The organism is Serratia sp. SSNIH1 (assembly GCF_002935055.1).
GTDB classification, from domain to species: Bacteria; Pseudomonadota; Gammaproteobacteria; order Enterobacterales; family Enterobacteriaceae; genus Serratia; species Serratia nevei.
This window is the reverse complement of sequence record NZ_CP026383.1, coordinates 4,426,352-4,441,302: the sequence shown is the minus strand read 5'-3', so window position 1 is coordinate 4,441,302 and position 14,951 is coordinate 4,426,352. Positions and strand designations below refer to the sequence as shown.

The window sequence follows — 14,951 nt, the reverse complement described above, 5'->3', positions numbered from 1 at the left end:
ATGCTTATGAAAACCTTGAAAAACTGGACGCTGGCGGCGCAGCATGCCGACCACGTTGAGCTGCTGGTCGATGAACGCCACCGTTTCTGCCTGTACGTGCTGGAAAACGATCTGTTCCGCGTGCTGATCAAACGTGAGGGCGAGCTGGCGCTGGATCGCACCTGGAGCATCGCGCCGCAGGAGGATGTGCCCTGGGAGGGGCGCGATCGGCTCAGCGTCGCCGGCTTCAGCCTGCCGGGCTATCAGCTGCGCCAGGAGGGCGAGCGGCTGGTGGTCAGCACGCCGCGGCTGCGCGTAACGGTGCATCAGCCGCTGTGGTTGGCGTGGGAGTATTGTAACGCCGCCGGCGAGTGGCGGCCCTTGGCGGCGGATCGGCCGACCAGCGCCTACCTGCTCAATGCGCACGGCGACGGCGTGGCGCACTACCAGCGCCGTTTCGCCGATGAACGCTATTACGGCCTGGGGGAGAAAGCCGGCGATCTGGAGCGCACCGGCCGCCGCTTCGAGATGCGCAATCTGGACGCCATGGGCTACAACGCCGCCAGCACCGATCCGCTGTACAAGCACATTCCGTTTACCATCACCCGAGGGCCGGAGGCGAGCTTCGGCCTGTTCTACGACAACCTGAGCAGCTGCTGGCTGGATCTGGGCAACGAGATCGACAACTACCATACGGCCTATCGCCGCTATCAGGCCGAAGCGGGCGATCTGGATTACTACCTGTTCCTCGGGCCGAAGGTAGTGGACGTCACCAAGGCCTTCGTGCGCCTGACCGGCCGCACCCACTTCGGGCCGAAGTGGAGCCTCGGCTACAGCGGCTCGACCATGCACTACACCGACGCGCCGGACGCCCAGCAGCAGCTGCAGCAGTTCATCGCGCTGTGCCGCCAACACGCCATCCCCTGCGACTCCTTCCAGCTGTCGTCGGGCTACACCTCAATCAACAACAAGCGCTACGTGTTCAACTGGAACTACGACAAGGTGCCGCAGCCCAAGCAATTGAGCCAGGCGTTTCACGACGCCGGCCTCAGGCTGGCGGCCAACATCAAACCGTGTCTGCTGCAGGATCACCCGCAGTATCAGGCGGTGGCGGCGCAGGGGCTGTTTATCCGCGATTCGCAAAGTGACGCGCCCGAGCGCTCCAGCTTCTGGGACGACGAGGGATCGCACCTCGACTTCACCAACCCGGCGGCGGTGCGCTGGTGGCAGCAGGGCGTCACGCAGCAGCTGCTGGAGATGGGCATCGACTCGACCTGGAACGACAACAACGAGTACGAAGTGTGGGACGGCGAAGCGCGCTGCCACGGCTTCGGGCGGTCGATCGCCATCAAGCACATCCGCCCGGTGATGCCACTGCTGATGATGCGGGCCTCGATGGAGGCCCAGCAGCGCTTCGCGCCGCAGAAGCGCCCGTACCTGATCTCGCGCTCCGGCTGCGCCGGCATGCAGCGCTATGTGCAGACCTGGAGCGGCGACAACCGCACCAGCTGGCAGACGCTGCGCTACAACATCCGCATGGGGCTGGGCATGAGCCTGTCCGGGCTGTATAACCTCGGCCACGACGTCGGCGGCTTCTCCGGCGACAAACCGGATGCGGAGCTGCTGGTGCGCTGGGTGCAAAACGGCGTGATGCATCCGCGTTTCACCATTCATTCCTGGAACGACGACGCCACGGTCAACGAGCCCTGGATGTACCCGGCCGCCACCCCGGCGGTGCGCGAGGCGATCAACCTGCGTTACCGGCTGCTGCCGTATTTCTACACCCTGTTGTGGCAGGCCTGCGCCGACGATGAACCGATGCTGCGCCCGACCTTCCTCGATCATGAACAGGATGCGCGCACCTTCGGCGAGAACGACGATTTTCTGATCGGCCGCGATCTGCTGGTGGCCAGCGTGGTGGAACCGGGGCAGCGCCGGCGTTCGGTGTATCTGCCGGACAACGGCGAAGGTTGGTACTGCTTCTATAGCGGCCAATGGTTCGGCGGCGGCCAAACGGTGACGCTGGCGGCGCCGCTGGAGCGCCTGCCGCTGCTGGTGCGCGCCGGGGCGGCGCTGCCGCTGTCGCAGCGGCTGGCGCATGTGGACGTGGCCGCCGACGATCGGCGCGAGCTGCGGCTGTTTCCGCTCAAGGGCTGCGGCGCAAGCAGCGGGCTGCTGTTTGAGGACGACGGTGAAAGCGACGGCTGGCGGCAGGGCGATGCGCTGTGGCTGCGCTGGGAAATGCGCTGCGACAATCAGCGCATCATGCTGGATATCACGACGGAAGGGCGTTTCCGCCCGGCCTGGCGCACGCTGACGCTCAGCCTGCCGGAAGGCGAAACGCGCGTACTGTGGGTGAACGGCGAACCGGGCGAGCGTTTTACGCTGGAGTAGGGGTTACTCGGCCGCGCGTTTCTTGCGCGGCTTTTTGGCGACGGTGATGGTTTTCACCTCGCTTTCCACCCAGCCATCCTGCAGGCGGGTTTTCAGCAGTTCGCCGACCTGCGCCTGTTTGGTGGTTTTCAGCAGCTCGCCGCGCGGGGTTTGCGTCACGCTGTAGCCGCGCGCCAGCGTCGCCAGCGGGCTGACGGTCTCCAGCTGGCTGCAGGCCACGCCGAAGCGCTGGCGGTAGGCGTTGAGCTGCCGCTCCATCGCCTGCTGCAGGCGGTATTCCTGCTGCTGTACGCGCTGTTGGTAGCGGTGAATGCGGCCCTGCGGCTGCACCTGCGCCAGCCGCTGCTGGGCGCGTTCACTGCGGCGGGCGGCCAGGCGCAGCTGTTGCTGCATGCCGTCTTCCATCCGGCGCTGCAGCTTGAACAGCAGCGTCTGCTGGCGCGCCAGGCGCAGATGCGGATGCTGCTGCTGTAAACGGTGGTGAATGCGGGTGAACTGCTGCTGGCGCTGTGCCAGGTAGTAATCCATCGCCATCTCCAGCCGCTGCTGCTGCGATTGCAGCTGGCGCAACAGCTCAAGCTGATTGCGGCTGACCAGTTCGGCGGCGGCGGAAGGGGTCGGCGCGCGCAGATCGGCGACGAAATCGGCGATGGTGACGTCGGTTTCATGGCCGACGGCGCTGACGATCGGAATGCGGCTGGCGAAGATCGCCCGCGCCACGCGTTCGTCGTTGAAGCTCCACAGATCCTCCAACGAACCGCCGCCGCGGCCGACGATCAGCACGTCGCATTCGTCGCGGCGGTTGGCGGTCTCGATGGCGCGCACGATCTGCATCGGCGCTTCCGCGCCCTGCACCGAGGTGGGGTAGATGACGATCGGCAGCGACGGATCGCGCCGCTGCAATACCTGCAGAATATCGTGCAGCGCCGCGCCGCTGGCGGAGGTGATCACCCCGACGCGTTTTGCCGGGGCGGGCAGCGGCTGCTTGAATTGCTGATCGAACAGCCCTTCGGCGCTCAGGCGCTGTTTCAACTGCTCGAACTGTTGCTGCAGCAGGCCGTCGCCGGCGGGCTGCATGCTCTCGGCGATCAGCTGGTAGTCGCCGCGCGGTTCATACAGCGTGATGCTGGCGCGCACCAGGACCTGCTGGCCGTTTTGCGGCCGGAAGGTGACGCGGCGGTTGCTGTTGCGGAACATCGCGCAGCGCACCTGGGCGCGGTCGTCTTTCAGCGTGAAATACCAGTGGCCGGAGGCGGGCTGGGAGAGGTTGGAGATCTCGGCGGAGAGCCAAATCTGCCCCATTTCCATTTCCAGCAGTTGGCGAACCGTCTGATTGAGGCGGCTTACGGTAAAAATGGAAGGCGAAACAGGTAGCGACATGTGACCCAGATCAAATTTCAAAACAATCACTTAATTGGTCGATACTACATGGCTGAAAAAGGTAATCAAGACTTTTTGTAAGAAAGTGCTGGAGGCAACCGATTCCGCTCTGTATAATGCCGCGGCAATATTTTATCTTTTTCACAGCCCACCCTGGTGAGATATTGCCCATGCTACGTATCGCTAAAGAAGCTCTGACGTTTGACGACGTCCTCCTGGTTCCAGCCCACTCCACGGTTCTGCCTAACACCGCAGAGCTCGGCACTCAACTGACCAAAACCATCCGCCTGAACATCCCTATGCTGTCCGCAGCCATGGATACCGTTACCGAATCCGGCCTGGCCATCGCGCTGGCGCAGGAAGGCGGCCTGGGCTTCATCCACAAAAACATGTCCATCGAGCGCCAGGCTGAAGAAGTCAGCCGCGTGAAGAAGCATGAAAGCGGCGTAGTCACCGACCCGCAGACCGTTACCCCGGCCACCACGCTGCAGGAAGTGAAAGAGCTGACCGCGCGCAACGGCTTCGCCGGTTACCCGGTCGTCACCGAAGACAACGAGCTGGTCGGCATCATCACCGGCCGCGACGTGCGCTTCGTGACCGATCTGACCCAGCCGGTCACCGCAGTCATGACGCCGAAAGATCGCCTGGTCACCGTGAAAGAAGGTGAAGCGCGCGATGTGGTGCTGCAGAAGATGCACGAAAAGCGCGTAGAAAAAGCGCTGGTGGTGGACGACAGCTTCCACCTGCTGGGCATGATTACCGTTAAAGACTTCCAGAAAGCGGAACGCAAACCGAACGCCTGTAAAGACGAGCACGGCCGTCTGCGCGTAGGCGCGGCGGTCGGCGCCGGCGCCGGCAACGAAGAGCGCGTTGACGCGCTGGTGGCGGCAGGCGTTGACGTCCTGCTGATCGACTCCTCGCACGGCCACTCCGAAGGCGTGTTGCAGCGCATCCGCGAAACCCGCGCCAAATACCCGGATCTGCAGATCGTCGGCGGCAACGTCGCGACCGCAGCGGGCGCCAAAGCGCTGGCTGAAGCCGGCGTGAGCGCGGTGAAAGTCGGTATCGGCCCTGGCTCTATCTGCACCACCCGCATCGTGACCGGTGTGGGCGTACCGCAGATCACCGCCATCGCCGACGCGGTGGAAGCGCTGGAAGGCACCGGCATCCCGGTTATCGCCGACGGCGGCATCCGCTTCTCCGGCGACATCGCCAAAGCGATCGCCGCGGGCGCATCCTGCGTGATGGTCGGCTCCATGCTGGCGGGCACCGAAGAATCCCCGGGCGAAATCGAGCTGTATCAGGGCCGTTCGTTCAAATCTTACCGCGGCATGGGCTCGCTGGGCGCGATGTCCAAAGGCTCTTCCGATCGTTACTTCCAGACCGATAACGCCGCCGACAAACTGGTGCCGGAAGGTATCGAAGGCCGCGTCGCCTATAAAGGCATGCTGAAAGCCATCGTGCACCAGCAGATGGGCGGCCTGCGCTCCTGCATGGGCCTGACCGGCTGCGCCACCATCGACGATCTGCGCACCAAGGCGGAGTTCGTGCGCATCAGCGGCGCCGGCATTCAGGAAAGCCACGTGCACGACGTGACCATCACCAAAGAGTCGCCGAACTACCGCATGGGCTAATGCCTTAACCTCTCCTGAGTGAGAGGCCGGGGTGGGGCGTTAAGCCCCATCCCGAAACACACATTTTCGCTCTTTTTCTCTTGTTGCTGGAATTCGCCTCAATGACACAAAATATCCATAAGCATCGCATCCTGATACTGGACTTCGGTTCGCAATACACCCAACTGGTCGCCCGCCGCGTGCGCGAAATCGGCGTTTACTGCGAACTGTGGGCCTGGGACGTTAGCGAAGAGCAGATCCGCGAATTCAACCCAAGCGGCATTATCCTCTCCGGCGGCCCGGAAAGCACCACCGAAGCCGGCAGCCCGCGCGCCCCGGACTACGTGTTCAACGCCGGCGTGCCGGTGCTGGGCGTGTGCTACGGCATGCAGACCATGGCGATGCAGCTGGGTGGCCATGTGCAGGGCTCCAACGAACGTGAGTTCGGCTACGCGCAGGTGGAAATCGTCAAAGAGAGCGCGCTGCTGCGCGACATCGAAGACGCCATCAGCCCGGCCGGCAAACCGCTGCTGGACGTGTGGATGAGCCACGGCGACAAAGTGACCGCGATCCCGTCCGACTTCGTGACCGTCGCCAGCACCGACACCTGCCCGTTCGCCATTATGGCCAACGAAGAAAAACGCTTCTACGGCGTGCAGTTCCACCCGGAAGTGACCCACACCCGTCAGGGCCAGCGCATGCTGGAGCGTTTCGTACTGGACATCTGCCAGTGTGAAGCCCTGTGGACCCCGGCCACCATCATCGAAGATGCGGTCGAGCGCATCCGCGAGCAGGTGGGTGAAGACCACGTGATCCTCGGCCTGTCCGGCGGCGTAGACTCCTCCGTGACCGCGATGCTGCTGCACCGCGCCATCGGCAAACGCCTGACCTGCGTGTTCGTCGACAACGGCCTGCTGCGCCTGAACGAAGCCAAGCAGGTGATGGAAATGTTCGGCGACCACTTCGGCCTGAACATCGTGCACGTCGAGGCGGAAAATCGCTTCCTGACCGCACTGGCGGGCGTGGACGAGCCGGAAGCCAAGCGTAAAATCATCGGCCGCGTGTTCGTTGAAGTGTTCGACGAAGAAGCCTGCAAGCAAGAGCAGGTGAAATGGCTGGCGCAGGGCACCATCTATCCGGACGTGATCGAATCCGCCGCTTCCGCCACCGGCAAAGCGCACGTGATCAAGTCGCACCACAACGTGGGCGGCCTGCCGAAAGAGATGAAGCTGGGCCTGGTCGAGCCGCTGAAAGAGCTGTTCAAAGACGAAGTGCGCAAAATTGGCCTGGAGCTGGGCCTGCCGTACGACATGCTGTTCCGTCACCCGTTCCCGGGCCCGGGTCTGGGCGTGCGCGTGCTGGGCGAAGTGAAGAAAGAGTACTGCGATCTGCTGCGCCGCGCCGACGCCATCTTCATCGAAGAGCTGCACAAAGCCGACCTGTACAACAAAGTCAGCCAGGCGTTCACCGTGTTCCTGCCGGTGCGTTCGGTCGGCGTGATGGGCGACGGCCGCAAATACGACTGGGTGGTCTCCCTGCGTGCGGTAGAAACCATCGACTTCATGACCGCGCACTGGGCGCACCTGCCGTATGACTTCCTCGGCCGCGTCTCCAACCGCATCATCAACGAAGTGGACGGCATCTCCCGCGTGGTGTACGACATCAGCGGCAAGCCGCCGGCGACGATCGAGTGGGAGTAATCCCGCGTCCGGCGTAGGCTGGCGTCAGTGAACCGCACATGAGAACCAAACCCGCTTAACGGCGGGTTTTTTTATGCCCGATGTTTGGCGCCCTGTGCCGTAGACGGCCTCCGATCCGAAAGGAGGGCTGGGTTGAGAGAGGCGCGAATGGAGAGGACAGCCCGCGCGGAGCTGCCTGCGCTTTGCTTACGGCTCATTTCCTGAGGCGCGGCGTTTTCCATCTCGGCTTTGCGCCTATCCGCAGAATGGTATTCTGCAACTACGCGCACTTCGCCGGTGCGATGATGTCGTCGGATAACGGGGCTTTATTCACCGTATCCGCCGGGCAGCGGCATTAAAATGAATTGCCGTATTGAGGCGCGTCAACTCATCGGCATCGGGCGATGGCGTAGCTAATTAATCCTCTGCGAAAATTAAAGGACTCCGTGCGCCCTTTTATGGGATTTTTCTGAAAGACTTGGTCTGACGAATAAATATATCAGAAAGATGCGGTGAATTAGTCTATTTCTTATTTTATAAATCTTTCCTTCTGTTTTTATTGGGGAAATCAGCGGTTTCATTGTTTTTAATAACCCTGCTCAAGGGCGATTCCTACGTTTTATCGGCATTCATTTTTTGGAATTGAAATTCTAATTATATGATTTTTCTTATCTTTTAATTATTATCGTAACATAAAGTGCGAACTGTGTAATTATCTGGAATTTGATATTTTCTAAGCTATCTACATAGGCTACTCTAAATGTAAGGGTATTAAAATGCACCGCCGAGAGGGAGGCAAGCGATTTATCAACGGATGCCAGGATATGCTTTCTTTTGACTGCTTAGTTGCACAACGTCAGGGTGGATATTGGTCAAGATGAAAGAGACAGGAAAAGCCTTCACTAGGGAAAAGCTTTATAAGAATTATACCAATAACGTCACAAGGAGTGTGTCTACCCAAAAAGAAGTATCTCTTTGTTAATCAACTATAAAAGGTTCATCGTTTTTCACATTCTAATCCTAATTGCATGATTGCGGCAGCGCTTTGTTTTTCATTTTAATGGATAACAGCCCAATGAGCAGGTTGTCTGAGGGTGGGTTTTGTTAGGGCATGGATGTCATTATGAGTTACCAGCATAGTATTGTGGTCGAGCTAGTTAATTTGATCGATATGAATATACAGCATGATCTCTCGATAGAAAAGTTATCGGATTTGTCTGGTTATTCGAAATGGCACTTGCAAAGAATGTTTCAGCGTTATACGGGAATGAAAATAGCGACGTATATCAGAAATAGGCGTCTGAGCAAGTCTGCCGTCATGCTCAAACAGTCTGATTTAAAAGTATTGGAAGTGGCTACTGCTATCGGCTTTAGCTCCCAGCAGGCTTTTAGCCGCGCCTTTCAACGCTTTTTCGGTGAAAGCCCAAAGGACTTTAGAACGAGCCAGGAATGGGACTTTTCCAAACATCTCCCTCCCTTTTTAATACAAAATCCGTCAGCATATCATTTTATCGAAATGCCCAAGAACATATATCTGCTTAAGGGATATAAGTTTTTTCTCTATCATTCGATGAATGCTTCCAGCTCTGGAGGAGAGGAACGACAGAAATACGGCAGCCGCACAGGGAAAAATACCGATACGTTAATGCGCACGGTAAAGTTGGCTTCATCCGGTTGGGAAGTAACGCTCAGCAAAGGGTACTACGAGACACGCAATCTGACGTTGATAAGGGGGCAGTATTTATTGTTCGAGTTTAACGGCAGGTTGAACGAATACCTGGTTTTTTTTGACAGCATCTATGACGCCTATCTTCCTTTGCTTGGTGTGCGAATAAGAAACGGCTTTTTAATTGAGTTGCATAAAGAAAAGAATTTTCAATACGCGGAAATTAACGTCAAGGTGTTGATTTATATTGGTAAGTCTTGACGCTATTCGGGCAGTAAAACAGAGGGATTATCCCAAGGAAAAGGAGGTGCTTATCAGGGTGATTAATTAGCGCTCGGGCTGTTGCCGTTTTTATCTCTATCGATTTTAATTTTAAAAGGAAGTCAGTTATGACTGGTTCTAGTTTGAACACGTTCCCTGTGGGCTATGAGTATGTCAATTTTGTTAATTGGTCAAAAGAAATCTCCGGCAATCATATTCTGACCTGCTATCCACAAAATACGGATGAGCTCTTGGCCGTAATTAACTGGGCGCATGAGAATAAATATTGCGTGCGTCCGGTTGGCATCAAGCACAACTGGTCCCCGCTCGTTATTGCAAACGGGGAGGATAACAGCAATGTCGTGCTGATCGACCTCACCAGGAAATTCAAAAACATCTCAATCAATAAAGTGGGAGAGCATGGATACGTCACCGCGCAAACGGGGGTGACAATGCAGGCTTTGCTCACTGAATTAGAAAAAAAGAAACTCGGCTTTTACGCGACGCCGGCGCCTGGCGATCTGACCCTGGGCGGCGTGCTCGCCATCGGCGGCCATGGAACCTGCGTCCCGGCAAAAGATGAGCCTCTGGCTGAGTTTGCCAGCTTTGGTTCCGTGAGCAATAGCGTGGTGTCGCTAAAAGCTGTCGTCTGGGATCAGGCGCGGTCGAAGTATGAATTAAAGGAGTTTACGCGTGATAATGCGGAGAGCTCGGCATTCCTGGTGCATGTCGGCCGGGCTTTTATCAGCGAAGTGACGCTGCAGGTGCCGCGCAACCGGCGTTTACGCTGTCAAAGTTATGTTAATGTCACCGCGGCGGATCTTTTTTCCACTGCGAGCACGACAAAAAATACCTTCAGCCATTTCTTGGATCTGTGCGGGCGCGTTGAAGTCATCTGGTTCCCGTTCACGGAAAAACCATGGCTGAAAGTGTGGAAGCAAGAAGACAGCTTCCCAAAAGTGTCAAAACCGGTTAATGGTCCATTTAACTATCCGTTCTCGGATAATTTGCCGGTTAAAATTTCCGATATCATTAAAAAAATCAATAATGGCCACCCGGAGCTGACCCCGACACTCGGCAAGGCGCAGATGGAGTTGGTCAGCATTGGTTTAGGGGCCACCGTGTCGGCGGATCTGTGGGGGTGGAGCAAGGATCTGCTGTTGTATGTGAAGCCGACAACGCTGCGCGTGACGGCCAATGGTTACGCGATAATCACGAAGCGGAGCAATATTCAAAACGTATTGCACGATTTCACGAAAAAATATGAAGAAATGGTGGCCGATTACCAGCGCAAGAATTCATTTCCGATGAATGGCCCGATTGAAATTCGCGTCACCGGATTGGACAGTGCAAAAGAGAGCGCGGTGGCCAATGCCATTGCTCCCGATCTTTCGGCTATTCGTCCCGTTGAATCCCATCCGGAATGGGATGTCGCGATCTGGTTGGATATTCTGACCATGCCCGATACGCCGGATGCCAATAAATTCTACAGTGAAATGGAAAAATGGATTTTTAGCCACTATGCGGGCGACTATGCGACGGTTCGCGTAGAGTGGAGTAAAGGCTGGGGTTATACGTCACAGGCAGCGTGGCAGGATAAAACCGTACTCGAAGTAAACATTCCGCGCAGCTTTAATGCCGGGGCAGGGAACAATGACAGTTGGAATCATGCCTGCAACGTGCTGAATAAGTACGATCCGCACAACGTGTTCTCCTCTCCATTGACCAAAGCGGTTTTCAAACAGAAGAGTTAGTGAGTGCGTAATTGAAATAACCACCTGATTGGGCAGGTGGTTAGCATCATTAACCTTTCAGAGGGAGCCGCTTGTTTTCAAGCACCCCATTCTTTCTCGTAATGATATTCGATACGGCTTGCATCCCCGCCCAGCAGGGAGCCTACGGCTGCAACGCTTTTAAATGCCGCATAGCCAAGCGAGTCCGCGACATTATGAACGGCGCCCAAGCCAAAACCGATCGCGTTGAACCCTTGGCCTACGGAAGAGATCAATCGGGTATTAAGCGCATCATTGGCCAATTTTACGGTATCAATGATAACATCGCCGGCAAATCCTGATACAAAGCTTGCCGTATCGGAAATAATCCCCGCACCAGAAACGATTTCGATCTCTGCAGTATTTAGCTCTTTCATAGTAAATCCTTTCAACTTTATCCCTATGCCTCAGGAACGAAACGTAAAGCGTTTCGCCGCTTAATTCTCGCAGCCTTTGTGAATGACAGCTTGATGAGAATACGCTTAGATTAAAGAGGTCGGCGTTGAAATATGCAACTCATAACGCCGTCGTTAATATTGGTGTCGCACTTTTTGTGACGTTTCAGCAGTTTTGTGGTTTTTTAAGATTATTATTACTTGTGGGTTTTGCCAACAAAGACTAAATCTAAATAAGCGCCGTATTGGGCCATGGAAAAGATAAAAATGAACGGTGTCGCTATATATGGAGAGGTCAGAATTTGTTTAGGGAAGAGGCCTTATCGCACAGTCGTTCTAAATGGGCAGGAAAAGCATTGTTAATTGCAGGGTTGCCGGCCTGGGTCATCGCGGGCATTTCACTTTCATTCGTTTCTGTACTGATCATTTTCGTGACCTATGGCGGTTATACCCGGCGTATCAGCGTGGGCGGAGAGGTCACGACGCTGCCAAGATCGGTCAACATATTTGCTACTCAGCAGGGATTCATTGCGCAACGCTTTGTCAATGTGGGCGATCAGGTAAAAAAAGGGCAGCATCTTTATCAGATAGACGTCAGCAGGGTGACGGATTCCGGCACCGTCAGCGCAAGCACGCGGCAGGCGATAGAAAATCAACTGGCGCAGGTCGATAGCATCATCGCCAAATTGGAGGCGAACAAGAAAACGACCCTGGTCAATCTGCAAGCGCAGATTGACCAATATAAACTGGCGCACAGCCAGTCCAAACAGATGGTCGAGAATTCACGCAACGGCGTTAACTTCATGCGCGAAACCATGAAAAATTACGATGAGTATCGCAGTAAGGGGCTCATTAATCGGGATCAGCTGAATAACCAGGTTTACCTCTACTATCAGCAGCAGAGTACGTTCCACAGTCTCTATAACCAAAGCATTCAAGAGTCTTTGCAGATAACTAACCTGAATAGCGATCTCGCGACAAGAGCGTCCGATTTCGATAATCAAATCTCACAATATCAATTTCAGCGCAATGATCTCCTGCGGCAGCTGGCCGAAGCGGACGCCAGTGGCTCGTTGATTGTCAATGCGCCGGCGGACGGGCGCGTTGAATCGCTCAGCGTGACGCCTGGGCAAATGGTCAATACGGGAGACAGCCTGGCGCAATTAATCCCCAGTAATCATGCCATCTATTATTTGGTTTTATGGTTGCCCAACAGCAGCGTGCCTTACGTGAACCGAGGCGATCACATCAACGTTCGCTATGACGCCTTTCCGTATGAAAAATTTGGTCAGTTTCCCGGCGTGATCGAAAGCATCGCTTATGTTCCCGCATCGATTCAGGAAATGTCCACTTACAGCAGTTCGCCAACTCGACAATCGGCTGAACTGGTTGAGTCGTACTACAAAGTGCTGGTGGCTATCGATAACACGCAGTTTGGCTATCAGGGAAAGAAGCTGAACCTTTCAAGCGGCATGAAGGCGCAAGCCACGCTTTTCCTGGAGAAAAGACCCATCTACCAATGGATGTTCGCGCCATTTTATGACATGAAAAACAGTGTGTCGGGGCCACTTCGTGAATAAAGTTTATGAGAATATCGTTGGCAAGCTGAACCTGTCGCTCAGAAGAAAAGTGCCGCAGGTCTTGCAAACGGAGGCCGCCGAATGCGGGCTGGCCAGTTTAGCGATGGTGTGCGGCTATTACGGCATGCACATCGATATGCTGTCGATGCGCCAGAAGTTTGATATCTCGGCCCGCGGTGCCACCCTGAGCTCGCTGATCGCGATCGCCGAGAATCTCAATTTGAAAACGCGGGCTTTATCCTTGAGCCTGGATGAGATTCATCAGGTGAAAAGGCCCTGCATATTGCACTGGGATATGAATCACTTTGTGGTCCTGGTCAACATTCGCGGTGGGCGGATAACCCTGCACGATCCGGCATTTGGCCGCCGGGTTATCGGCCTGCAGGAGTTTTCCCTTCATTTTACCGGAATCGCTTTAGAGGTATGGCCAAGCAGTGAATTCACGCCTGTGGTGCAGAAAAATCGCCTGCACTTTAGAAAACTGCTCAGCAATGTCACCGGTCTTAAAAGCGCGCTGGTAAAAATTTTCGCGCTGTCGCTGGTCATTGAGGCCGTCAACCTGCTGATGCCCGTCGGGACTCAGTTGGTGATGGACCACGTCATCCAGGCCGGTGACCATAATTTATTGGTCATTATTTGCGTCGGTTTACTGTTTTTTATCTTGTTCCGCACCTGCGTTTCGATGTTTCGCTCATGGATCTCCATCGTGATGGGCGCGCTGATCGATATACAGTGGAAATCAGGGTTGTTTGATCATCTGATGAAGCTCCCGCTTGCCTATTTTGAAAAGCGCAAGCTGGGTGATATTCAATCGCGCTTTGGCTCGTTGGACGCCATTCGCACCACGTTTACCACCAGTATCGTTTCCAGCATCATTGATGGCATCATGTCGGTCGGCGTATTTATCATGATGTTCATGTACGGTGGCTGGCTGGTGTGGGTAGCCTCCGGCTTTACGGTGTTATATGTTCTGCTGCGCCTTTCGACCTATCGCTATTATCGGCAAGCCTCCGAGGAGCAATTGGTGAAGTCGGCGAAAGCCAGCTCACATTTTATGGAGACGCTGTACAGCATCGCGACGCTGAAGTCGTTGGGGTTGGCGGGAACGCGTTCGCAGTTCTGGTTAAATTTAAATATCGATACGGCAAACGCTAATATTCGGGTGACGAAGCTCGATATGTTCTTTGGCGGCGTGAATGCGTTTCTTGCGGCCTGCGATCAAATCGTTATTTTGTGGTTAGGCGCGTCTTTAGTGATCGACAGTCAAATGACATTAGGCATGTTTGTCGCCTTTAATGCCTATCGGGGGCAATTCTCCGATCGCGCGTCAAATCTTATCGATATGGTAATCCGGCTGCGAATGCTGAATTTGCATAATGAAAGGCTGGCGGACATCGTGCTTTCTACGACAGAGGAAGAAAAGCCCTATCGCAAGATATGCAATCCCAACGAGGCGGTGACTTTTGAAGTGCGCGATCTACTTTATCAATATGACAGCCTTTCGCGCCCAGTGATCCCCGGGCTCAGCCTGCAGATCGCAGCGGGAGAAAGCGTGGCGATCGTCGGGCCTTCAGGCGTCGGCAAAACCACGTTGATGAAGCTGATGTGCGGGCTGTTGGAACCGACGGAAGGGCGCTTGTTTATCAACGGCATTAACATTCATGATATCGGCATTAATAATTATCGGGAGTGCATCGCATGTGTATTGCAAGAAGATAAACTGCTTGCCGGTTCAATTGCCGAGAACATATGCAGTTTTGATGCTCATCCCGATACGGAATTTATCGTTGAATGCGCCAAGCATTGCAATATTCACGACGATATTATGAAAATGCCGATGGGATATGAAACGTTGGTGGGCGAATTGGGGGGCAGCCTTTCCGGCGGGCAAAAACAGCGAGTTCTTATCGCCCGCGCGTTATATCGAAGGCCCAGTATTCTGTTTATGGACGAAGCCACCAGTCATTTGGATCTGGACAATGAAAAAAGAGTGAGCGAAGCCATATCCTCGTTGAAAATGACCCGCGTTATTATTGCTCATCGGCCATCGACGATTTCATCGGCAGATCGGGTAATTACATTGCAACCTGGAAATACAATGGTGTAATTGTTTGATGAAAGATAAAATTTTATATTTATTTCATCTTTAATTAAGATTTTCGTTATTGAATTAATGTATTGAGCGTCTTATACCTAAAGCGTGAACCAACGGTTCATAAAAAGCAGTCTTTT

General features: G+C 55.1%; 9 protein-coding genes. 7 read left to right on the top strand and 2 right to left on the bottom strand.

Features of this window, described 5'->3' with window-relative positions; genetic code table 11:
• Positions 1 to 6 precede the first annotated feature (6 nt).
• Positions 7 to 2,373 (top strand): TIM-barrel domain-containing protein, encoded by a 2,367-nt coding sequence (locus C3F38_RS21415; RefSeq protein WP_055316285.1) that lies wholly within the window; start codon positions 7 to 9, stop codon positions 2,371 to 2,373.
• Between the two features lie 3 nt (positions 2,374 to 2,376).
• Here C3F38_RS21415 and xseA read toward each other — a convergent pair whose 3' ends face one another.
• Positions 2,377 to 3,753: an exodeoxyribonuclease VII large subunit gene (gene xseA / locus C3F38_RS21410; protein ID WP_055312720.1), complete on the bottom strand. Its 1,377-nt coding sequence runs from the start codon at positions 3,751 to 3,753 to the stop codon at positions 2,377 to 2,379.
• Between the two features lie 170 nt (positions 3,754 to 3,923).
• Here xseA and guaB point away from each other — a divergent pair, with 170 nt between their 5' ends.
• The 4 genes from guaB to C3F38_RS21385 all read left to right on the top strand — a co-directional run bounded on the left by guaB (position 3,924) and on the right by C3F38_RS21385 (position 10,726).
• Complete coding sequence (gene guaB / locus C3F38_RS21400) at positions 3,924 to 5,387, top strand: IMP dehydrogenase (RefSeq protein WP_004941460.1); 1,464 nt, start codon at positions 3,924 to 3,926, stop codon at positions 5,385 to 5,387.
• 101 nt (positions 5,388 to 5,488) lie between these two features.
• Entirely contained in the window at positions 5,489 to 7,066 is a 1,578-nt protein-coding gene (gene guaA / locus C3F38_RS21395; RefSeq protein WP_016929743.1) for a glutamine-hydrolyzing GMP synthase, read from the top strand.
• A gap of 1,102 nt (positions 7,067 to 8,168) precedes the next feature.
• Positions 8,169 to 8,972, top strand: a complete 804-nt coding sequence (locus C3F38_RS21390) for a helix-turn-helix domain-containing protein (RefSeq protein WP_065772192.1) — start codon at positions 8,169 to 8,171, stop codon at positions 8,970 to 8,972.
• Positions 8,973 to 9,100: 128 nt separating this feature from the next.
• A complete protein-coding gene (locus C3F38_RS21385; protein ID WP_055316289.1) occupies positions 9,101 to 10,726 on the top strand; it encodes a cholesterol oxidase substrate-binding domain-containing protein in 1,626 nt (541 codons plus the stop codon).
• 77 nt (positions 10,727 to 10,803) lie between these two features.
• On the opposite strand, the gene C3F38_RS21380 is transcribed toward C3F38_RS21385, so the two are convergent.
• Complete coding sequence (locus C3F38_RS21380) at positions 10,804 to 11,121, bottom strand: hypothetical protein (RefSeq protein WP_079007635.1); 318 nt, start codon at positions 11,119 to 11,121, stop codon at positions 10,804 to 10,806.
• Positions 11,122 to 11,441: 320 nt separating this feature from the next.
• Between C3F38_RS21380 and C3F38_RS21375 the strand changes: the two genes are divergently transcribed.
• Both C3F38_RS21375 and C3F38_RS21370 read left to right on the top strand, forming a co-directional pair.
• Entirely contained in the window at positions 11,442 to 12,719 is a 1,278-nt protein-coding gene (locus C3F38_RS21375; RefSeq protein ID WP_055316291.1) for an HlyD family secretion protein, read from the top strand.
• Positions 12,712 to 14,826 carry a peptidase domain-containing ABC transporter gene (locus C3F38_RS21370; RefSeq protein WP_047730082.1) on the top strand — a complete coding sequence of 705 codons (2,115 nt, stop codon included), beginning with the start codon at positions 12,712 to 12,714 and terminating at the stop codon, positions 14,824 to 14,826. The genes C3F38_RS21375 and C3F38_RS21370 overlap by 8 nt, the downstream gene beginning before the upstream one ends.
• Positions 14,827 to 14,951 lie beyond the last annotated feature (125 nt).